The 23,171-nt window shown below is 38.4% G+C and carries 17 protein-coding genes; 16 read left to right on the plus strand and 1 reads right to left on the minus strand.

All coding sequences use genetic code 11. The features are described 5' to 3' along the window. Positions 1 to 327: 327 nt before the first annotated feature. Positions 328 to 513 (minus strand): YjfB family protein, encoded by a 186-nt coding sequence (locus tag BMY57_RS10930; protein ID WP_091774231.1) that lies wholly within the window; start codon positions 511 to 513, stop codon positions 328 to 330. A 204-nt stretch (positions 514 to 717) separates the two neighbouring features. Here BMY57_RS10930 and BMY57_RS10935 point away from each other — a divergent pair, with 204 nt between their 5' ends. The 16 genes from BMY57_RS10935 to BMY57_RS11010 all read left to right on the plus strand — a co-directional run bounded on the left by BMY57_RS10935 (position 718) and on the right by BMY57_RS11010 (position 23,160). Further along, on the plus strand, positions 718 to 1,203 hold the full coding sequence (locus BMY57_RS10935; protein ID WP_091774233.1) for a competence protein ComK: 486 nt from the start codon (positions 718 to 720) through the stop codon (positions 1,201 to 1,203). A gap of 198 nt (positions 1,204 to 1,401) precedes the next feature. Next, complete coding sequence (locus tag BMY57_RS10940) at positions 1,402 to 2,235, plus strand: TetR/AcrR family transcriptional regulator (RefSeq protein WP_091774235.1); 834 nt, start codon at positions 1,402 to 1,404, stop codon at positions 2,233 to 2,235. Next, positions 2,232 to 3,110 carry an efflux RND transporter periplasmic adaptor subunit gene (locus BMY57_RS10945; protein ID WP_091774237.1) on the plus strand — a complete coding sequence of 293 codons (879 nt, stop codon included), beginning with the start codon at positions 2,232 to 2,234 and terminating at the stop codon, positions 3,108 to 3,110. The genes BMY57_RS10940 and BMY57_RS10945 overlap by 4 nt, the downstream gene beginning before the upstream one ends. After that, positions 3,110 to 6,163: an efflux RND transporter permease subunit gene (locus BMY57_RS10950; RefSeq protein WP_091774239.1), complete on the plus strand. Its 3,054-nt coding sequence runs from the start codon at positions 3,110 to 3,112 to the stop codon at positions 6,161 to 6,163. The genes BMY57_RS10945 and BMY57_RS10950 overlap by 1 nt, the downstream gene beginning before the upstream one ends. Positions 6,164 to 6,469: 306 nt before the next feature. Then, positions 6,470 to 7,471, plus strand: coding sequence for a nuclease-related domain-containing protein (locus BMY57_RS10955; protein WP_177176375.1), 1,002 nt, complete (start codon positions 6,470 to 6,472; stop codon positions 7,469 to 7,471). Positions 7,472 to 8,133: 662 nt separating this feature from the next. Continuing rightward, entirely contained in the window at positions 8,134 to 10,533 is a 2,400-nt protein-coding gene (locus BMY57_RS10960) for a M14 family zinc carboxypeptidase (RefSeq protein ID WP_217703274.1), read from the plus strand. A gap of 314 nt (positions 10,534 to 10,847) precedes the next feature. Next, on the plus strand, positions 10,848 to 11,786 hold the full coding sequence (locus tag BMY57_RS10965) for an LCP family glycopolymer transferase (RefSeq protein ID WP_091774243.1): 939 nt from the start codon (positions 10,848 to 10,850) through the stop codon (positions 11,784 to 11,786). A 13-nt stretch (positions 11,787 to 11,799) separates the two neighbouring features. Continuing rightward, on the plus strand, positions 11,800 to 12,672 hold the full coding sequence (galU, locus tag BMY57_RS10970) for a UTP--glucose-1-phosphate uridylyltransferase GalU (protein WP_091774245.1): 873 nt from the start codon (positions 11,800 to 11,802) through the stop codon (positions 12,670 to 12,672). Between the two features lie 60 nt (positions 12,673 to 12,732). Next, positions 12,733 to 14,451 (plus strand): phospho-sugar mutase, encoded by a 1,719-nt coding sequence (locus BMY57_RS10975; RefSeq protein ID WP_091774247.1) that lies wholly within the window; start codon positions 12,733 to 12,735, stop codon positions 14,449 to 14,451. Beyond that, entirely contained in the window at positions 14,451 to 15,764 is a 1,314-nt protein-coding gene (locus BMY57_RS10980; protein ID WP_091774249.1) for a UDP-glucose dehydrogenase family protein, read from the plus strand. Before BMY57_RS10975 ends, BMY57_RS10980 begins: the two co-directional genes overlap by 1 nt. Positions 15,765 to 15,831: 67 nt before the next feature. Beyond that, the gene (locus BMY57_RS10985) at positions 15,832 to 16,953 is read left to right on the plus strand and encodes a glycosyltransferase (RefSeq protein WP_091774251.1); all 1,122 of its coding nucleotides are present in this window, start codon (positions 15,832 to 15,834) and stop codon (positions 16,951 to 16,953) included. A gap of 15 nt (positions 16,954 to 16,968) precedes the next feature. Next, positions 16,969 to 18,090, plus strand: coding sequence for a glycosyltransferase (locus BMY57_RS10990; RefSeq protein ID WP_091774253.1), 1,122 nt, complete (start codon positions 16,969 to 16,971; stop codon positions 18,088 to 18,090). A 12-nt stretch (positions 18,091 to 18,102) separates the two neighbouring features. Further along, positions 18,103 to 18,900: a glycosyltransferase family 2 protein gene (locus tag BMY57_RS10995; protein ID WP_091774255.1), complete on the plus strand. Its 798-nt coding sequence runs from the start codon at positions 18,103 to 18,105 to the stop codon at positions 18,898 to 18,900. A 30-nt stretch (positions 18,901 to 18,930) separates the two neighbouring features. After that, positions 18,931 to 19,722: an ABC transporter permease gene (locus BMY57_RS11000; RefSeq protein ID WP_091774257.1), complete on the plus strand. Its 792-nt coding sequence runs from the start codon at positions 18,931 to 18,933 to the stop codon at positions 19,720 to 19,722. A 21-nt stretch (positions 19,723 to 19,743) separates the two neighbouring features. Then, complete coding sequence (locus tag BMY57_RS11005; protein ID WP_256205300.1) at positions 19,744 to 21,270, plus strand: ABC transporter ATP-binding protein; 1,527 nt, start codon at positions 19,744 to 19,746, stop codon at positions 21,268 to 21,270. Positions 21,271 to 21,285: 15 nt separating this feature from the next. Then, on the plus strand, positions 21,286 to 23,160 hold the full coding sequence (locus BMY57_RS11010; protein ID WP_091774261.1) for a glycosyltransferase family A protein: 1,875 nt from the start codon (positions 21,286 to 21,288) through the stop codon (positions 23,158 to 23,160). The last annotated feature ends 11 nt before the right edge of the window (positions 23,161 to 23,171 follow it).

Genomic DNA, 23,171 nt, shown 5'->3' on the forward strand with positions numbered 1-23,171 from the left:
AACCAATGGGTTAGACGTAGGATTAGACAAATTATTTGGAAGCGATGGAAAAAGGTTAAAACAAGATATAAAAGTCTTGTTCAGCTTAAAATACCAAAACAAAAAGCTTGGGAATGGGCTAATACAAGGAAGGGATATTGGTGCATAGCATGTAGCCATATACTTCACAGAGCTATTAACAATAAAATTCTCGAGAAAGCTGGTCTAAAAGACTTGAACCAACTTCTCGAGAAAGCACACTCAAACTATTGAACCGCCGTATACGGAACCGTACGTACGGTGGTGTGAGAGGTCGGAGGTTAATCACCTCCTCCTACTCGATTTAAACTAAGCTTTTACATCTAATTGTTGACCTAAATTAGGGTGCTGAGGTACCTCTGCCGATTCCATCAGTTTTTGTAATCCTTCTGATTGAACCGCCATTTGTTCTTTTGCTTTACTCATCATCTGTACCCCAACCTCCTGTTGTAGCTTAGATTGACTCATGACGATTGACGCTGCTGCGACATCCATCTAAATCACCTCACTTGAGTCTTTCCTGTTATATCGACTAAATCAAACAAACTTTAACAAACTAATACAAAAGAACTAGAACAATGGGTAAAAAGTTCTGTTTAAGAACACAATTATTAAGAAAAAATATTCAAATAATTTTAAAATATTGTAAAATAATATGTGTGTTAAGAAATGAGATTTTAATCTAAAGGAGGAGTAGTCATGGTAGAGATTGAAAAAGTAGACCACTACTTTATCAACAATCATACGATGGTCATTTCACCTAATTATGATCCCATTTATCAAAGTAAAATTTATGAACAAGACCGAATCATTTTATGTCGACAAACCCCTCTTAACATCATAGACTCTTCTTGTATTAAGCAAGGCGGGGCGACACTAGATGGAAGAAAACGGGCCATTGAAATTGTCACCAAGAAAAAAGTGATGATTCCAATCCCTGTCGACCCTAGCAAAGGAATCATATTTATGCCGACTATGAAGGTTCGTCACCCGGATTGCACATGGATTGCTTACTGTCATGTCAAAGATTGCGAAGCCGTGCCTGGTCGTAAACATCAAACTAACGTGATCTTTTATAATCACCAAACATACAAAGTCGATATCCAACCATCTAAGATGCATAATCAAGTCATGCTCGCAGCCCATGTTTTTGGCTATTTTTTAAAGGATCAATTCATTTCATAACATACCTGTCCCCAAACTTTTACTTGTAAAAGAGGGGGGCAGGTGTTTTTTACATAACGAAAGATCCATACTATAACCATTCTATATGTTCATTGGATCTTCACATTTCACTATTGAAATGAGGTTGTATTTAAGATAAATCTCAAGTATATTAGGGTATGACTGACTGGTCATTTCAAGACAGAGGAGTTTTGTTTCATGAATGATAAGAAAAAGCGAATCATAAAAGGGAGCATTGAGCTATTTGCTCATAAAGGCTTCCACGCGACATCGGTACAGGAGATTGTGGATCAGGCGAACGTTGCGAAGGGTTCGTTTTATAACTATTTTGAGTCTAAAGAAGATTTAATTGTTTCAATATACGACTATTATTATGTGACCATCTTGGAAAGAATGAAAGAAGCCCAGAAGGAACAAGACCCTAGACAATCACTCATTAAACAATTTGAGATTTATTTCAATTTTATTATAGAAAATAAACCACTCATCGTTATGCTACTTCGTGATCAAGTGCCACTTGGTCAGAATGCGGAATCATTTATTATTCAAACGCGTCAACAAAATTTTAATTGGTCGAAAGCGAATATCTTGGCTATTTATGGTGATTCAATCAAACCGTTTGAAAACGATGCAGCCGTCTTACTTGAAGGGATGATTCATTGTTATACGAGTTGGATCGTCGTTGATGAAAAAACGATTGACCGAAGGCAGTTACCAAAGTTTTTGCTTAATCGATTAGAAAATGTTTGCCAAGGGATGATGAATGAAGAGGAACATCCAGCTATTCAAAGACTGCCAAATGTTTTTGAACAAAGTGCATTACTTTTAACGAAAATAAGACAGCTGATACATAGTGCTATTCAAGATCCAAGTAAAGCTCTTGAAGCATTGGATGTGATCGAACAAGAAGTTCAAAAGGAAAATCCTCAAAATATCATTATTGAGTCGATGCTCGACCATTTGAAAAAGTTTAGTGCATTAAACGATGAAGTGTTAACACTAGAAGAAACATTGGAGCGTGAAATCTTATGAAAAGAAAACTTTTAATCTTAATCGTAGCCATGCTTACAGTTGTTTTAGCAGCTTGTAATGACGAACCTGAAGAAGAAGAAACAGAAACAGTGGCGACTCCTGTTGAAGTCGAAGAAGTCGTTCAGTCAGATTTTACTGAAACTAGAACATTTACGGCACGCACGATGCCAAGTGACCAAATGCCAGTAATCGCTCAAGCGGCTGGGGAAGTAGATGAACTGTTTGTGGAACAAGGAGATACAGTTGAAGAGGGCGATGTGTTAGCTGAAATCGTGAACCCTCAATACGGTCGCCAAGAGCTCGAAGCACCAATGGACGGTCAAATTCAGGAGCTAAACATGGTGGAAGGACGCGCGGTGACGAATGAAGAGCCTGCAGCTGTTGTCGTCGCGATTGACCCATTGAATTTAAACTTTAATGTTCCAGCCAGTGAAGTAAATAATTTTTCAGAGGATGATGAGTTAGAATTTACCGTGTCCCAGTTAGAGAAGGAAGGAACAGCAACGGTTACGAGTGTTGCTGACAGCGCTGGAGAAACAGGAACGTTTGAAATTCAAGCTGAAATTGATAACGAAGATCAGGAAATCCTAGCAGGGGTTAGCGCTCAAGTTTTACTAGAAAAAATCGTTGCAGAGAATGCTTTAACGGTACCTACTGAAGCGGTTGTCGAACGAGGCGAAGAGCGTGTTGTTTTCGTTGCCAAAGACGGTAAAGCGATACAAGTGCCAGTGGAAGTGATTGGTATGCAATCGCAAATCACAGCTGTGCGCGCAACTGAAGAGGATTCACTTGAAGAAGGCGATCAAGTCGTTGTTCGTGGTCAGCTCACATTATCTGACGATCAAGAAATCTCGATCAACGAGGAGGGTGAATAATGCGCCTCGTTAATACGTCCATCAAGCGTCCAGTCGGTGTGACGATGATTGTCCTAGCCATACTAGCGCTAGGATTCGTTTCATTCAAAAATTTATCAGTAGACCTGTATCCAGACATCGACCTTCCAGTTGCAGTTGTTGCGACAAACTATGAAGGTGCAGCACCTCAAGAAGTAGAAGAACTCGTCACTAAGCCGATTGAATCATCTGTGGCCACCATTGAAGGTGTGGACACGATTCAAGCTCAATCACAGCCTGGAAATTCACTCGTTGTTTTAATGTTTTCGACTGATACAAATTTAGATAATGCCTTACTCAATGTTCGGGAAAAAGTCGACCAAATAACAGGTATGTTACCTGATGGAGCGGGAGACCCGAACGTCCTGCGATTTGATCCGCAGCAGATGCCCGTCATGTGGGTCGGATTAACAGGTGATGATAAAGATACCCTTCAAAACTTAGCCGAAACCGAAGTCCAACCGCTTTTTGAACGCCAACAAGGGGTAGGTTCAGTTGGTATTGAAGGCGGCGTGACAGAAGAAGTCAGTGTGGAATTAGATCAACAGCGGCTTAATCAGTTTGGTCTGTCGTCCCAACAAGTTTTAGAAGCGATACAAGGATCGAATCGATCGATGTCAGCTGGTGTCATTTCCCGAGGGACGCAGGAGCTGCAGATTCGTATTCTAGGTGAATACGAATCTCTCGATGAAATTCGAGAAACCTTAATTCAAACACCGCAAGATGAACTAATCGAACTGGGCGATCTCGCAACCGTTGAACGAGGTGTAACCGAAGAAACAGGTAAATCACTAGTCAACGGTCAAGAAGCTGTCGTCATGAACATTTTGAAAAAGACTGACGGTAACACGGTTGCCGTATCTGATGCCATCCAAGGCTCCTTGGATGAGGCTCGTGCAAATCTACCAGAAGGTGTTGAATTGAACGTCGTTTTCGACACGGCGGACTTTATTCGAATGTCCATTGATTCAGTGGTTCAAAACTTATTACTTGGTGCCGTGTTTGCGATTCTCATATTACTTTTATTCCTGAAAAGTTTCAGGGCAACACTCGTCATCAGTTTATCGATTCCTATTGCTGTTATTACGACGTTTACGCTTATGTACTTTACCGGTGAAACGGTCAATATCTTAACCATGGGTGGTCTCGCACTCGGTATCGGGATGATGGTCGATAGTGCTATTGTCATACTCGAGCACATTGTGACCTACCGAGAACGGGGTTATTCGATGAAAGAAGCGGCTAAAAAAGGTGCCTCTGAAATTGCACCTGCCGTGATCGCATCAACGACTACGACCTTAGTCGTCTTTTTACCAATCGTGTTCGTTGAAGGGATCGCATCGGAAATCTTTACACCATTAGCCTTAACCGTTGCCTTCGCACTCATCGCATCACTCGCAGCATCACTTACAATTATCCCGATGCTGTCATCTAAGATGTTGAAAAAATTAAGCGAAGGAAATGGTCGTCGTTATTGGTTTGACCGCTTACTCGATCGATTGATTAAGTTTTATCAAGGCATATTAAGACGCGCCTTAACTTACCGAAAAACGAGTATTATTTTAGCGATTGTTGTGATTGTGGCTAGTTTGGCACTCATCCCACGTCTCGGGTTAGCTTTTATTCCTGAAGCGGACCAAGGTCAAATTGAGATTTCCGTTGAAACACCTTCAGGAACGAACCTAGAATCAACTGTGGACGTAGTCGATCAAGTCAATGCAGTCATGGCTGAAGATGAAGACATCGTTGAATCAAGCTTTGCGACTGTTGGAAGTGACGGCATGTCCTTTGGAACTACAGCGAATACAGCGTCATATATGATTCAACTTGTCCCTAAAGACGAACGTGATCTTTCAACCGAGGAAGTCATGCAGAAATGGGATTCACAAATTCAAAAAATTGCTGGTGCCGATATCACCGTTAACGTTATGGGCGCCTCGGTCAGTGCTGGCGACCCTGTTCAAATCGAACTGAACGGTCCAGACCATGATGTTTTATCTGAATTAGCTGATCAAGTAGTCACACTGATTGATGATATAGATGGTGTGCATAACCCAAGTACTTCAGCCGATGAAGGTCGTCCTGAGATGCAGATTTTAGTAGACCGTGAAGCGGCAGCTGAATACGGAATGACTCACGCTCAAATCATGGGACAAATCAGTTCTCAACTTAACGGCCAAGTCGCCACTCAATTTAGAACTGAAGGTAATGAGTTAGATGTTCGAGTTTTAACACCGAAAGAAGAACGAGATACACTTGAGGAAATTAGAGACTTGAAAATTACAACACCAACTGGTGAACAAGTTCGACTTGAAACGGTTGCTTCACTCGAACAAGTTGAAGGACCAGTTTCACTGACTAGACAAAATCAACAACGTCGAGTTGTCGTGTCAGCAGGTCTAGTTGGAAGTGACTTAGGAAGTGTGACAAACGCCATTGAAGATCGTTTAAGCGGACTTGAGTTCCCAGAAGGCTATAGCTATAACATCGGCGGTGAAGCAGAAGACATGATGGAAGCATTTGGAGACTTAGCACTCGCACTCGTGTTCTCAATCTTCTTAGTATATGCCGTGATGGCTGTGCAGTTTGAAAACTTCCTGCATCCATTCATCATCATGTTCTCACTACCAACGATGATTATTGGAGTTATTCTCGGCCTGTTTGTCACAGGCATGCCATTATCGATACCGGCATTCATTGGGGTGATTATGCTCGCCGGAATTGTCGTTAACAACGCCATCGTCCTCGTTGACTATATCAACATTTTAAGACGAAAAGGCGTTGAACGATTCGAAGCCATTCTTGAAGCCGGCGCTAACCGTCTAAGACCAATTCTAATGACGTCACTCACGACTATCTTGGGTATGATCCCACTGTCATTAGGACTCGGCCAAGGCGGCGAAGCTCAGCAACCATTAGCCGTAGTGATCATCTTTGGACTCTTATTCTCCATGCTGATCACACTCGTGCTCATCCCAGTCGTCTATACTTTATTTGACGATCTATCACGCAAAATCCTAAGGAAAAAAGCCTAAAATTTGAAAGCTCCCGCTTTTGTGCGGGAGCTTTTTTAGTATGAAGTGAAAAATATTCGTTATGAAATGATTTTTGTTTAGTATGACCTTGAAAAAGTTTAGTATGAACTCAAAAAACTTCTTTATGGTGCAAATTTTATTTAATTTCTAGTCAAATTTAATTTTCTAATGAAAAAAATGAATTTTTCTATAAAAAGCAAAACAAAAATGAACTTTTCTTTTAGGAGAAAATTTTAATTTCAGCTATTTTACATAAAAAATTTTTGCTGATATAAATGAGCTATCATGATAAGGTAGGGGATTCGATTGCATAAAGAACATGACATTCCGCCACGTCTTCTAAGACTCATTGCTATTCAGCGCAACTTAGTAAATCAGCATCCAATACTCACAAAGATAGAAGATGAAATTGCAAGTTATAGCTCAGGTTATCAAGGTGAGCTCTCAATCGATTATCATATCAATTACATTTTGGATCCACATAATAAACTCCATAACCTGAGAATTCCTTTAAAAAATTGGCATTTTGAAATCGATACTCTTTTAGTTTTTGAAAAATTTATGCTTGCACTGGAAATTAAAAACTTACGGGGAGACATTTATATCGATCATGAAGCTGGCATCATGAAACAACTTCACAATGAAGAAGAGAAGGTGTACCAAAGCCCGTTGGTTCAAGTTGAAAAACAAGTTCGTCAATTAAACTACTGGTTAAGTCAAAGAAACTATCATGTTCCAATTGAACCCTTGGTAGTATTCGTAAATCCTAATGTTCATTTAAAAGCTAACCACAGTCGAATCATCTACCCATTTATACTCAGTCACAAATATTATGAGATCAAGGCCCAGTATCAAAAGTATGACTCAATTAAGCAACGATCTATACTTATTGATTCATTAATTAAACACACTGAATTAGATAACCAACAAATACTTAAACATTTTAATCTAACTAAAAGTGATTTTAAGCCCGGTGTGATTTGTCCGCAGTGCCACTTAAAAACAGTCATACGTGAAAAGTACCAATGGCTATGCACTGCTTGTCAGTATAAAGATAAACACTCATTTATCTCCGCATTAAAAGAATACTTCTTATTGTTTGGCCCTGTCATTTCAGCTAAAGAAGCCAGGGAATGGTTACAAATAAATATTTCCACAGCTCGATACCTCTTAAAATCACTCAAATTTAATCAAATAGGTAAAAAGAAATACACTAAATACATTATGGATTTCGATCTAAGAAAAGATTTCGAGTATTTAATTGAGTACAATAAAGCCCAATATAAGCAAAAAATTAGTATGAGCTAAATTTTGTTTAGTATGAACCTAATTTTCTTTAGTAAAGAGATGAAAAATTTTAGTATGAATCGAAAAAAGTTTAATAAAAATTATAATTTTTTAATTTTCCCTTTGATTCTAGTTACTTTTTTATAAAAACTAGCCAGAAAATATCATTTCCTCCTAGAGAAAAATGGATTTTCATACCTTTTACAAAACAATTTCCCCTTGGTATAAATATGTTGTCAAGGTTAGTAGAAGTTGAATAGGGATTCCAAATAGTTTTATAAAAGGAGCGGCTATCTATTGGTAAAACAGGGGAAGGTTACCAATTAAAAAGCTATCTATTTCTCTAACCTGACACCTCTCCATTACAACTGAAATACAAACAATAGAATGTGAAACCCTCAAGATCGTGATTAAACATTCACTGTCTGAGGTTTCTTTTTGGTTAATTTAAGAAAACCGACAGCTCCCCTCTACTCCCATCGACTCAGACTAAAAGGACTGCGGCCAAACAAACAAAACTTCCAACCACCCTGTAATCATTGGTCTGCACCTGCTCTATATGACTTTTGCCTCACATTGTCGTCCTTTGTCGAAATTACTCACAAAATTAATTCCTATTATCTACAGAATATTCTGAAAAAGTGTTCTAAGATAGAATTAATCTTTTATGGAGGTGGTAGGGATTGCCAAAGGGTAAACATGTTAAGCATGTGAAATGGTTGTTGTTAACGTCGGCAGTGGGACTGGCTATTGGTTCTACGTATGTGAACAGCAACGAAAATTCGTCCGTCTCGGCGGATCTTGAAGATAGACCTGTTGAGATTGAGGACGAGCCATCTCAGATTGTACAGTTAGAAGTGCCGAGTGAGGAGGCACTTGATCAATTGCATGAGTTAGGAATTGACCTAACTCACCGTGCTCATATGCACGACGGAGAAATTGAAGTCGATGCTGTCGTGACAGACTCAGAGATTGAGCAACTGAAACAGTATGACATTACTGTAAAAGATGTTCTAATTGATGAAGAAATTTGGCAAGCACGTGTTAATGAGCGCGAAGAAATAATAGAGCAACAAAACCAAATTGAAAATGCGGAAGAAAATCTTCAATTTTTACGCGCTAACCATTTTACCAATCAATCAGAAACGTTTTTGTATTTAGAAGTGAAATCGAGTGCAGGTGAGTCGCCGAGCACCACTTTAACGGCTGACTGGGAAGGGAATGAAGACCCTGTTACGTTAAGTCGAAAATCGGATTACGGAGAATATTTATATCATTACTTATTTATTCCAATGGATGATGTTCCGGGTGAAGTGACAGTAACAAGTAACCTTGGGAACGATGTCACGGCAAAGGTGACAGAATGGTTAGGTGATGATAAGCCAGACAATCCGAAAAAACATTACGCAACAGAATTCGTGGATCACTACATGGATCCATACGAACTCAACGAGCGTATGGAACAGCTTGCTGAAGAGTTTCCAGACTTAGTCGAAATTATTGAAATGCCTCATGAGACGAACGGTTATCGTCGTCACGCCCAAGCAACATTAGGTACGATGGCCAACTCAGCTGTCGTGGTTACTTCGAATGCTTGGGGACATGAAGGTGGAAACGATCTTAGCGTTGAGCTTGTTGCGCAAGAAAACTCATCCGATCTACAAGTTGATATCAATGGTGATGACATTACCGTCCAACTTGAAACAGATGAAAACGGTGAGGTTGTGAGTACGGCTCAAGATGTTATGGCTGCACTTAACGAAGAAGCAGGTGACCTCGTCTCTGCAACACCGTATCGCAACTATTCAGGTACTGGAATTGTGGAACCGACATCAGCGGAGCTTACAGATGGTCTAAATGCACCTGAACATATCTCACGTGAACCACAAACGGTGAAAGCCCTTCGTATTGGTAAAAAACGTGACGGCTCCAAGCCTGGTGTCCTAGGTTACGCACAAGAACATGCGCGTGAATGGGTGACACCACTAGTTACAATTGAAGCAGCAGAACGTTTGCTTCGTAATTATGCGCATGATGGTAAGACGAAACAACTCGTCAATAATCTTGATATTTTCTTAGTACCGTCGGTTAATCCAGATGGTGCGACGTATAGTTTTTACGATTACAACTGGCAACGTAAAAACATGACCAATCACTGTCCAGAAGAACTAAGTGATTTTGGTGTACGTCACAACTGGGGCGTTGACCTCAACCGTAACCATTCAGTTGGATCGATTCATGATGGTTACGTAGGAGCATCGACTAACTGTACAAGCGGAACTTACGCTGGTCCAGAAGAGCATTCTGAACCTGAATCACAAAACTTAGTTTGGTTAGCGGATGAATTTGAAAACATTGAATTCGCGATGAATATTCATAGCTATGGTGGTTACTTCATGTGGTCGCCAGGAGCTTATGATCAAAACCGCGAACCATTACCAAGACCAACAGCCGGCGAGGAAGCTTTCTACTGGGCAGCTTCTAATCACATTTTAAGTAACATAAAGGAACATCGTGGCACAGTCATTTTACCAAGCCGTACAGGCCCTATTCCTGATGTCCTGTACTCTGCAGGAGGGAATTCCGCAGATTATCTGTGGTATGAAAAAGGTATTTATGCTTGGAACTTCGAAGTCGGTGCCGATCTTTGGAACGAAGAACAACAACGTTGGCAACCAGTTGGCTTCCAACCACCATATGAAGAAGGTCATGAAGAAGCAATGGAATTTGCAAGCGGTCTAATCGGTCTTTTCGAAGTTGCATATCAACATTCAAAAGACAACAAACCACCAAAATCAAATGTTACACCTGGTGAAGGTGAATATGACGGACCAGTGGAATTAGAATTTGAAACAAGTGAGCCGGCAACCATCTATTACACCTTAGATGGCAGCCGCCCTACATTTGAATCCGAACAATTACAACTCGGCGGTACACGCGAGCCAGCAGAAACATTAACCATCGATGAAACGACCACCGTTAACTGGTTTGCAGTGGACCCAGCAGGAAATATCGAGAAGAATTACAACCCACTAGGAAACGGTCAAAACTATAATTCAATCACATTACAAATACAAGAATAGCTACCCCCCACCCTGGTTCTGCAACACTTAGTTGCAGGCTAGGGTGTTTTTTGATAGAAATGATATACTGATTGAAAGAAAAATATTTACTAGCTCCCCGTGATACCATTTAGAAAGTTTTTTGTTAAAAAATGTCGGCTCAATTGAAACTATTTCCCTCTACAAACGTCTAATACTTAGAGAAAACCAGCTATCAATAGTAGCTGGTTTTCTAATGGAAATGTAATCTCGTATTAATACCAATCTAATGGTCTATCATATATAATAGTTGATAGGCATTTGTCTAATATTGTTAAAAGAAAGGAAAAGTGCCAATGCAGAGTCGTAAAGAGCTCAAGAAGCAAAAGAAGACTAAGAAAAAATGGAAATATTTATGGATTATAATTGGAGTCTTACTAGTTGGTCTGTTAATTTATGGATTATACTTTTACAATAAATTGAATGATACGGTCGATACGATGTATACGCCTCTTGATTCAGATGGGGAAAAAGAGGATGAGATTAAAGATCGTTTAAGTAATAAAGATACGATTAATGTTCTTCTATTAGGGGTAGATGAACGTGAAGGAGATCGTGGACGTTCAGATACAATGATGTTCTTATCACTTAACCCTGATACAGAAGAAATGTTGATGTTCAGCATTCCACGAGATACACGTGTGAACATCCCTGGCCGTGGTGAAGATAAAATTAATCATGCCTATGCTTTTGGTGGGGCTGAATTATCTGTCCAGACGGTTGAGGAATTTCTTGATACAACGATCCACTTCTATAGTAAAGTTAATATGGAAGGGTTAAAAGATGGTGTTGATGCCCTCGGTGGTGTTACGATTAATAATGAACGTGCGTTTAGTTATGAAGGGCACGATTTCCCCGAAGGTGAGATCACTCTAAATGGAGATGCAGCTCTAAGCTACGCCCGAGAACGTAAACAAGATAGCCGTGGGGACTTAGGTCGTAATGATCGTCAACAAAAAATTATAGATGCGATCATTCAAGAAGGAATGTCATTCGAATCATTTACTAAAGTTGATTCAATCTTAACGACCGTTGGGGACAACGTTGAAACGAACCTTCAAATGAACGAAATGCGTAAGTTATTCCTTGATTATAGAGGAACTCGTGACAAAACGATCCGAGAAGAAATTCAAGGAAGCGGTCAAACCATTGGAAACGGATGGTATTATGTTGTTCCAAATGAAGAACAACAAAGAATCCAAAGCGTCGTAGAAGAACATATGAACAAAAAATAAGCGAGGTTTTAATATGCAACCAGTCAAAAAAGCAATTATTCCAGCAGCAGGTTTAGGCACTCGTTTTTTACCAGCAACCAAAGCACTACCGAAAGAAATGCTACCAATTGTAGATAAGCCAACCATTCAGTATATTGTAGAAGAAGCGATTGAGTCTGGTATTGAGGATATTATTATCGTAACCGGAAAAGGTAAAAGAGCCATAGAAGACCATTTTGATTCTTCAAGTGAATTAGAAGAAACCTTGAGGAAACGTGAAAAATACGATTTACTAGAAAAGGTCAAAAAATCATCGAACCTAGACATTCACTATATTCGTCAGAAAGAACCTAAAGGATTAGGTCATGCCGTTTGGTGTGCAAGAAAATTTATTGGGAACGAACCGTTTGCTGTTTTACTTGGTGACGATATTGTTCAGTCCGAAACACCTGGTTTAAAGCAGCTCATCAATCAATACAATGAAACAGATCGTTCCATCATTGGAGTTCAAACAGTCCCTGAAGGTGAAACAAACCGTTATGGGATTATTGATCCGTTAAATAAAAATGGCAGCCTATATCAAGTGAATCAATTTATTGAAAAGCCGCCGTTAGGTGAGGAACCATCGAACCTTGCCATTATGGGACGTTATGTATTAAAACCTGAAATTATGAGTTATTTAGAGGACCAAGAGTACGGTTCAGGTAATGAAATTCAATTAACAGATGCCATTCAACGCTTGAATGAAGTGCAGTCTGTTTATGCTTACGAATTTGATGGCAAACGTTTTGACGTAGGTGAAATAAAAGGTTTCTTAAAAACGACAATTGAATTATCATTACAACGTGATGATATTAGAGAAGAATTATTGCCATTCTTAAAACAAATACTAAATGAAACAAGATAAAGGATTCCCCCAAGTTTATATTTGGGGGATTTTTTCGAGAATGAAGGGAGTGTAGGGTGAGTGGATTGGAAAATAGCATCCCAAAAGTGGTTAACATATGAAAACTTAGACCCAAACTTAAAACAACAATTAAACCAAATGGATTCTACTGAATTAGAAGAAGCTTTCCATGAGCATATAACATTCGGTACGGGTGGAATGAGAGGTAAGCTTGGACCGGGTATTAACAGAATGAACATATATACGGTTCGGCGTGCGGCAAAAGGATTAGCCTTACATATCGAGCAACAAGGTACTGATGCGAAACAGCAGGGAGTGGTTGTGGCCCATGACCCGAGACATCAGTCGTCTACTTTTGCATTAGAAGTTGCAAAAGTATTGGGCGTTCATGGGATTAAAACATATTTATTTAAAGATATTCGCCCGACGCCGTTATTATCGTTTGCTGTTCGATATTTATCAACAGCTGCTGGAGTGATGATCACAGCAAGTCATAACCCACCAGAGTATAACGGTTTTAAAGTGTACAATGAAGAAGGGGCACAACTTTCATTAGAACCGTCCAAACAATTATTAGAAAAAGTCAACTCTATTGAAAATGAGTTTGCGGTAGACGTGCTTGAACAGAGTGATCTGGAGCAGCAAAACCTATTAGTTTGGTTAGAGGATGAAGTCGACAATGCTTACTTAAATGAATTAAACAAAATCACAATTAATAAAAACGCGATGGAAGAGGACATTTCAGTTGTTTTCACGCCACTTCATGGTACGGCAAGTCAGCTTGTCGAAAAAGGGTTAACACAGCTAGGAGTACAGCATCTATCGTTTGTGGAAGAACAACGTCCACCAGATCCTGATTTCACACATGTGGAACTTCCGAATCCAGAAGAAGCTCAAGCATTTGAAAAAGCGATTAAGCTGGGAGAAGACATTAACGCCGATGTCCTCATGGCGACAGACCCAGATGCCGATCGAATTGGCGTAGCTACCCGTCATAACCAAGAACAATTCAGCATTTTAACGGGTAATCAACTTGGAGCACTTATATTAGATTATATCTTAACTCATCGAACGATCAGGGACGTCACACCCGTTATGTTCAAAACAATTGTTACTTCAGAATTGGGAGCAGACATTACAAAACACCATGGCGGTATCGCACAAGACGTCTTAACTGGCTTTAAATTTATAGCAGAAAAAATTAAAAACTTAGAGAAGGATTCCAAACATCAATTTGTTTTCGGCTATGAAGAAAGCTATGGATGCCTTGTAGAAGATTTTGTGCGAGATAAAGATGCAATCCAAGCGGCTATCATCGTTGCTGAAATGGTTGCTTACTATAAAGCAAAAAATATGACGTTATATGATCGTCTTGAAGAATTATATGAACAATACGGATATTACTTAGAAGACCTTCACTCTCTTAAACTAGAGGGGCTTGAAGGCATGAAACAAATCGATGACACGATGACTTATTTTAGGAACCAAAACGCTTTACAGGTCGATGGGTTATCATTACATTCAATAGAGGATTATGTTTCAAGAAAAAAACACATCATTCAAAGTAACGATACAGAATCCATTCATTTACCAAAAGCTAACGTGGTTAAATTCAAGTTTACGGATGGTTCTTGGTGCTGTTTAAGACCTTCTGGAACGGAACCAAAACTCAAGTTCTATTTCGGTGTAAAAGGGAAAACAGCCGAGGACAGTCAGCGAAAGTTATCTATATTAAAAGAATCCATATTATCACAATTAAACAAAGTAGGTGCTAAATAATGAATATTGCAGTAATTGGAACGGGTTATGTAGGTCTTGTAACAGGAACATGTTTAGCAGAAATAGGGCACCATGTAACATGCATGGATATTGACCCTGAAAAAATAAAAACATTACAGTCCGGTCGTTCAACGATCTATGAACCCGGCTTGGAAGAACTCCTTCAAAATAATATTGAAAACAATCGTCTGGACTTCACAACAGACTATGCTACTGGTTTAGCTAACAAGGGAATCGTCTATATCGCAGTAGGAACTCCAGAGAATGAAGACGGTTCGGCTAATTTGACATTCGTTGAGGCAGTGTCAAAAGATATAGCGAAATATGCACAAAACGACCTAATTGTTGTAACGAAAAGTACGGTACCTGTTGGAACGAATCACCAAATTCAAAATTGGATTAAAGAGAACTTGCAGCAAGACGTCAACATTAAAGTCGCATCCAATCCAGAGTTTTTGCGGGAAGGTTCCGCAGTTTATGATACGTTTAATGGTGATCGTATTGTGATTGGAACAGATGATGAAAACACAGCCAACACATTAGAAGAAATTAACCGTCCGTTTGGCGTACCCGTCTATCGCACCGATGTGAACAGTGCAGAAATGATTAAATATGCATCAAACGCTTTTCTCGCTACAAAAATTAGTTTCATCAATGAAATCGCCAATATTTGTGAGAAGACTGGAGCGAACGTAGCTGATGTGGCAAAAGGTATGGGAATGGATGACCGAATCGGTAGCAAGTTTTTAAATGCAGGAATCGGATTCGGTGGTTCTTGTTTTCCAAAGGATACGCAATCTCTCATTCATATTGCTAAAGAAGTCGATTATGATTTCGAAATTTTAAAGGGAGTTGTTGAGGTTAACCACCAGCAAAAAGTAAAGCTCGTCGATCAATTAATAGAGCGATTTGGCTCAAGCCTAGAACAAATGAAAATCGCAGTTTTAGGATTAGCGTTTAAACCCAATACTGATGATATGAGAGAAGCGGCTTCAATTGATGTCATCAATAAGCTATCTTCATATAACGTCAATATTACAGCCTACGATCCAATTGCGATCGATCAAGCGAAAAAAGTAATCAAAGAAAACGTTAATTATACGACCGATATTGAAGAAGCACTCACTAACGCGGATGTCGCATTGATTATCACGGAATGGGATCAGGTTAAACAACTTGAATTCAATACCTTTAAAAAATTAATGAAAACACCAATTATTTTTGACGGACGTAATTGTTACGACCCGAAAGAGGCTGAAAAAGCGTCTGTCGAATACCATTCGATCGGACGTCCAAGCGTAACTAAAATTTAAAATTACACAACAATAGCTCTATGATATAATTCTTACAGTGTGTTTTTAATGATAAGAGGGAAGTTATATGCCAAAGAAAAAAATAAAAGTCCTGTTTTTTATCTACTTTTTAGGGTCAGGTGGAGCAGGACGAACCTTTCTAAATATATTGAATAACATAGACAGAAATAGATTTGAACCAATTCTAGTAACTTGTAATTATGAAGGAAATTACGAGAGTTATTTAAACCAAGATATAAAGTTTGTAAAACTACCAACAAAACGATTAAGGTCAGCCATCATACCTTTGGCTAAACTGATTCGAAACGAACACCCTCAAGTCGTCTTTAGCACGATTCCGAATTACAATGTTATTGCGATAGTAGCTCGTTTATTGTCTTTTACAAAAGCCCGAAACGTGGTGAGAGAAGCGGCGTTTTTAGGTCAAAATAAAAAAGAAAACTTAAAGCTAAAACTATATGGACTGTTTTATCGTTTCTCCAAGAGAGTTGTCGCTTTATCAAATGGTGTGAAGCAAAACTTAATGGATAAATATGATGTTAATCCCAACAAAATTGACGTCATCTATAATCCAGTCGAGTTAGACCATATCCGAGGCAGTACAGGAATTGAACAAATACCAGAAGAATATAAAAGAATTTATCAAGGTGATGCTCAAGTAATTGTAACAGCTGGTCGACTCGTTCGAGAAAAAGATCATCCCACGTTATTAAAAGCATTTAAAAAAGTGGTTGAAACTAAAAAAGCTAAACTGGTGATCTTAGGTGAGGGACCATTACAAGATGAACTTGAAAACCTAGCATCACAATTAGGAATTTCAGAAAATGTTTATTTTGCCGGGTTCCAAACAAATCCATATGCCTTTTTACAACAATCAGATTTGTTTACGTTAACTTCGAAAAATGAAGGATTTGGACATGTCATCGTGGAAGCGTTAGCTGTTGGAACACCAGTTGTAACGACTAACTGTAAACCTGGCGCCGAAGAAATTCTTGAAAATGGCCATTATGGTACGATTACACCAGTTGGTGATGAAAGACAACTAGCAGATGCTATAATTGAAGCATTATCGAAATCTCAGGATGATCGAGACACCATTATCCAAAAAGGTCTGAGTCGTGCTAATGAATTTGATGCACAAGAAATTGTTAAACAATATGAACAAGTATTTGAGAAAACATTGAAATAAATTGGGGTTGAAATCATGCGATCAAGTAAGAAAGTGGTGCATTTAACGAGTGTTCACCACCCATATGACCCAAGAATCTATCATAAAGAATGCTTATCCTTGCATGAGGCGGGATATGATGTAACATTAATTGCGCAAGAAGCACCAGAAGGTCAAAAAGAAACACCGATTAAGCATATCCCGATTAATAGCTATTCATCTAAATTAAAACGAATGATTCAAGGCTCATGGGAAGTCTACCGCATAGCTAAGAAAGAAAAAGCAGATGTCTATCATTTTCATGATCCAGAACTCATGATGATTGCATGGTTATTAAAGAACAAACGAAATACAGTCGTGTATGATATTCATGAAGATTTCGTCACTAGTTTGATTAAGAAAGACTACCTTAAAAAGTCAATCAAACGTTTGATCAAAATAAGTTTCCGTACGATTGAAGGTTTTTTTACCAAAAATTTCAAGAAAGTATTGGCTGAAAAATATTATAGTGAAATTTACCCTGAAGGACATTGGGTTTTAAATTACCCAACTGTGAACGAACAGTTTTTACAGCATGATCGTTCAAATCAGCCAATTGAAAAGAAACTTCTTTACACAGGTAATGTGGATGTTCAAAGAGGGGCTCATATACACCCGGAAATCCCAAACATCCATCAAGAAGTAGAGGTTCATTTCATTGGAAAATGTCCAAGTCGTTATGCGAATGAAATGAAAGAGATCGCTGGCGATCATCAAGATAGGATTCATATCACAGGTATTGATCGCTTTGTTGAAAAAGAAGACATAGAACAGGCTTATCTCAGCCGCAACTGGCTTGCAGGTATTGCGTTATTTCCACCAACTGAGCATTATTTAAAAAAAGAGCTCACCAAGTTTTTCGAGTATATGAATGCTGGTCTTCCAATTATTTGCTCGAACTTTGATAGGTGGAAAGAATTTATTGATCAGTACCAATGTGGAATTGCTGTGGACCCATACGATGAAACGGCAATCCATGATGCGATTGAATATTTAATTCAAAACCCGAATGAAGCTAGACAAATGGGGTTAAATGGAAAGAAGGCTGTTCAAGAACAATTGAACTGGCAAACACAAGCCAATCGACTCATCGAGCTTTATGATGAGTGGACCACGTAAAAGGTGATGATGATGGATAAGGAAAAACAACATAGTCAGACACCATTAGTCTCAGTAATTACACCAACTTATAATGCAGAAGAACATATTGAAGAAACCATACAATCTGTTCTGAATCAAACGTATGACAACTATGAAATGGTCATTGTCGACGACTGCTCTAAAGACCGAACAGTTGAAATCGTCCAATCTTATGCTCAACAAGAGCCCAAAATTAAATTGATTCAGCTTGAGACAAACCAAGGAGCGGCCGTTGCACGAAATACAGCGATGAATTACGCAGAAGGCCGGTTTATTGCGTTTTTAGATAGCGATGATTGGTGGTACCCGGAAAAACTAGAAAAACAAGTAGCATTTATGTTGGATACAGGTGTCGCGTTTTCTTTTACGAAATATAGAAGAATGAAAGAAAACGGTGAATTAACTCAAAACATTTCAAAAGCACCGAGTGAAGTGGTGTATACGGACTTATTAAAGCATTGTGTAATAGGGTGTTTAACCGTCATGTTAGATCGTGATCAAATCGGTCACGTTCAGATGAAGAATATTAGAAGAAGACAAGACTATGCATTATGGTTAACATTGACTAAAGAAGGTTATAAGGCGTATGGTTTACCTGAAGTATTAGCGAAATATCGCCTTGGACATAATACGGTTTCAAGTAACAAGCTTAAAGCATCGAAAAGTCAATGGTATGTTTATAGAGAGATTGAAAAATTAAACGTAATTAAAAGTCTGTATTATTTCGTGCATTATACGTTCTATGGGATTAAAAACACGCTTAAATCGAAACTGAAAAACCGAACTTAAAAGGAACTACAGGTGGTGCAAAAAACCATTATGAAGAATTATTTGAAAGAGATTATAAAAAGAAAAGATTTATTATATTACCTAGTTAAATCAGGATTAAAAGCGGAACACCGTAATAGTTATTTAGGCTATTTCTGGTGGTTATTGGATCCATTACTAAACGTACTCGTTTATTATTTCTTAGTTGTTATTGTTTTAGGTCGAGAGAATGATGACTTTAACTATGCTGTATTCTTAGTCATCGGTTTAGTTGCTTGGAGATGGATTAGTTCAAGTATAAATAGTGCATCTAAATCCATTTTAAGATATAGCACAATTATTAACCAAGTCTATTTACCAAAATCAATATTTCCATTATCGTTTACGATTTCACAGTTATTTAACTTCCTATTTGGACTAATTGTAGTAGCGCTCTTCTTAGCATTTAACGGAATTGTTCCAGGGTGGGAAATCATTTTCTTACCATTAATTATATTAGTCACGCTTGTATTTTTAATGGCAATTGGTTTTGTATTAGGTTATGTTAATGTATTCGTACGAGATATTGATAATGTGATGACGCATATCATTAGAATCTTTTTCTACGCTTCACCGATTATTTGGGAAGGCGGAAGATTGAAAGGATCAGAATATAATTTAGATTGGATTGTTGATTATAATCCGATTGCGGTCATCGTTAATTCGTATCGTGATATTCTGATGTTTAATACAACACCAAATTTTGTAGGATTAGGAATTATCTTTGTGGTGTCATCCATTGTGGCCATTACCATGCTATATCATTATAGCAAGAATGAGCACAAAATCATTAAAGCTTTATAGTTTAGAAAGTAGTTGATCATGATGAGTAAACAAAATGAAATTATTCAATCAAAAGGCGTAGGTGTCGCTTTTTACGAAAATGATAAGGACGATCTAAAATCAAAAGCATTTCGTATCTTCTCGAATGAGAAGAAAAAGAAAAGATCCAAGCACACTTGGGCACTTGAAGATATCACTTTTGAAGGGTACGAAGGTGAGATTTTAGGAATCATTGGATCGAATGGTGCTGGAAAAACAACTTTAAGTAAAGTGATCTCAAAAATATTGATTGAAGATAAAGGGGATATTGACGTTGATGGAAAAGTCACGGCTTTATTCTCATTTGGTATGGGCTTTAATAAAGAATTAACTGGTCGAGAAAACGTTTATTTAAACGGTATGATGCTTGGGATTGATAAGGAACTCATTCATCAATACATTGACGATATTCATGAGTTCTCTGAGATTGGCAAATTTATGGATCAGCCGATGAAATATTATTCCAGCGGTATGAAAGCCCGTTTAGGTTTTAGTGTAGCTGCTCATTTACAGCCTGAAGTATTAATTTTAGATGAAGCATTAAATACAGGGGATGCTCGTTTCGGGCAAAAAGCAGCAGACAAGATGCGTGAGCTGGTAAAAGAGGCGAAGATGGTCATTATTGTGACGCACAGCCTAAGATATGCTCAACGTAATTGTGATCGTTTAATTTGGTTAGACAGAGGTCATATCCAAGAAATTGGCGATCCCAAAACAGTAATTGCTAATTACCGTGCCTCATTACCTAAAATCGAGAAAAAGAAACGACGCAGTTTACAATTAACGAAAACGGAAACAGAAGTTAAAGACCGTACCGTCGTGAAAGCAGAAAATGTTGGCGTGAGCTTCAACTTAAATAACGGTGAGAAACATTGGGCTTTAAGACATTTAGACTTTGAAATTAAAGAAGGCGAAATTGTAGGTATTATCGGTCACAATGGAGCTGGAAAAAGTACGTTATGTAAAGCCTTAACGAATATATTGAGGCCAGATGAAGGTGAACTCGAAGTCAATGGTCAAACCTCAACGTTACTAGGATACGGAACAGGATTTAACCCGCAACTAACAGGTCGGGATAATGTTTATCTAAATGCGATGCTATTAGGGATTTCCAAGAAAAAAGTACACGACCAATTCGATCAGATCGTTGAATTCTCTGGTATAGGAAAAGCCATTGACCGTCCAATTAAAAATTACTCGAGTGGTATGAAAGCAAGACTTGGCTTTAGTATAGCTGCCACACTTAAACCAGATATTTTTATCATTGACGAAGCTTTATCAACGGGAGATGTCGAATTTAAAGAGAAAGCATCTGAACGTATTCAAGATATGATGGAACAAGCGAAGTCCGTTATTATTGTCTCTCATAGTATGACATTTGTAGAAAAAATCTGTACACGTGGGATTTGGATTGAACAAGGTCAAATTCGCATGGACGGAAAAGCAGAAGATGTGGTCAAAGCTTATCGAGAAGCGACTGGGGCTAATCAAAAAGGAAAGAAAGTATTAAGAGCAAAAAAGAAACAATAGGATGGTGTCACAACGATGCACTTAGTCAAAAAAGCGGTCAGTTCAGTTATTGATGGCGTTTTATATAAAGTATTAGATGAAAAAACGAAGAAAAAAATAGCCGACTCTTTAACCGATCAACAAAAAGCCGTTATAAGAAAAATAATCGGTAAAGGACGAAAGCATACAAATCAACAATATATTAAACAGATTAAACGTCATTTGTATAACTATGGCTTTATTCATAAAGCTTATGAAGATTTAAAAGAGATTTATGAAACGACTGATGACCAGCATTTAAAATCGTTAGCCGCATGGGAATTAGCTCAATGGCATGCGAATGAATACACCAAAGCAGATAGTCGAAAAGCCATCGACTATCTTAAATTTTTATCCAAACAAGAAACGAATTTAGAACAACAAAGACGTTATGCGATATTAAGCGCTGAATGCTTCGATCAATTAGGAGCTCGTGATTCAGCACGTCGAATATTACTAAAAACGTTAAAGCAAAAAGAGCACCCAGATATTTACTTAGGATTAGCCAATTTAGAAGATTCGCCAGAGGATAAACTGTACTGGATGAATCAAGCGATTAAACATTACGATTTAATCCCTATTCAATTCAATCAACATGGTGAAAATATCACGTATGATGATTTAGAAAACGTTTCATTAGGATCAGCCGTTCAAGGACCTAAAATCAGTGTAATCTTACCAGCTTATAACGCTGAAGATGGGATTCAAACAGCAATCGAATCCATTCAAAACCAAACATGGCGTAATTTAGAGTTAATCGTGGTTGACGACCAAAGCCAGGACGGTACAGTTGAAGTGGTCAAGCAATACATGGAGAAGGATCCAAGAATCCAATTACTCCAAACACCTGTCAATAGTGGACCTTATATCGCGCGTAATATTGGATTAAGAGCTGCAACAGGTGAGTTTGTCACGATTAACGACGCGGATGATTGGTCCCATGTACAAAAGCTCGAAATCCAAGCGAATCATCTAATCAAACATAAAAATGTGGTCGCTAATACGTCGGAGCACGCACGTCTAACTGAGGAGTTAAATTTCTATAGACGTGGGAACCCTGGCCGGTATATTTTCCCGAATATGTCTTCGATTATGTTTCGTAGAGATCTCGTATTAAAAGAAATTGGATATTGGGATAGCGTTCGATTTGCAGCGGATGGGGAGTTTAAAAGAAGACTCATTCGAACATTTGGCCGTTCACGGTATGTTGATTTGAAAACAGGTCCATTATCACTGCCAAGACAATCTGTGACATCTCTAACAGGTAGTTCAGCATTTGGATATAATGGCTTCTTTATGGGAGTCCGCAAAGAATACGTTGAAAGCTTAGAACATTATCAACGTAATGGTCACTCACTATATTATCCGTATCCACTTCAAGTACGACCATTTCCTGTACCTGAACCAATGTGGCCACAGCGCGAGGATAAACAAGGCGGATCTCGTGAGTTTGATTTAGTTATTGCAACTGATTTTCGATTAATAGAGGAATATGATATAGGTTGGAATAGCTTAATTCGAGAATTAATGAATACCAACTATCGAATTGGTTTAGTTCAGATGTACGAATTTGATTATGAAACCAAACAAGAAGTACCATCAACTATACGTCAGTTACTTTATAACCCGCAAGTTCACATGCTGGTTTATGGAGAAAACATTTCAACAGATTATTTAATTATTGAAAATGAACATGTTTTAACCGAGTGGCAAAAATATGTCCCAACGATTAAGGCTCAACAGATACAAGTACTAGGTGAAGTAGATTATCGTAAGAACGATCACTTAGTCACTTATTTTGGGAAGCCAGGAACATTTGTCAATAAAGAGAGTACAAGAATTGATCGACTCGTAACGTCATTATTGACTTAAAAGGAGACGGT

Source organism: Piscibacillus halophilus (genome assembly GCF_900110685.1).
GTDB classification, from domain to species: Bacteria; Bacillota; Bacilli; order Bacillales; family Alkalibacillaceae; genus Piscibacillus; species Piscibacillus halophilus.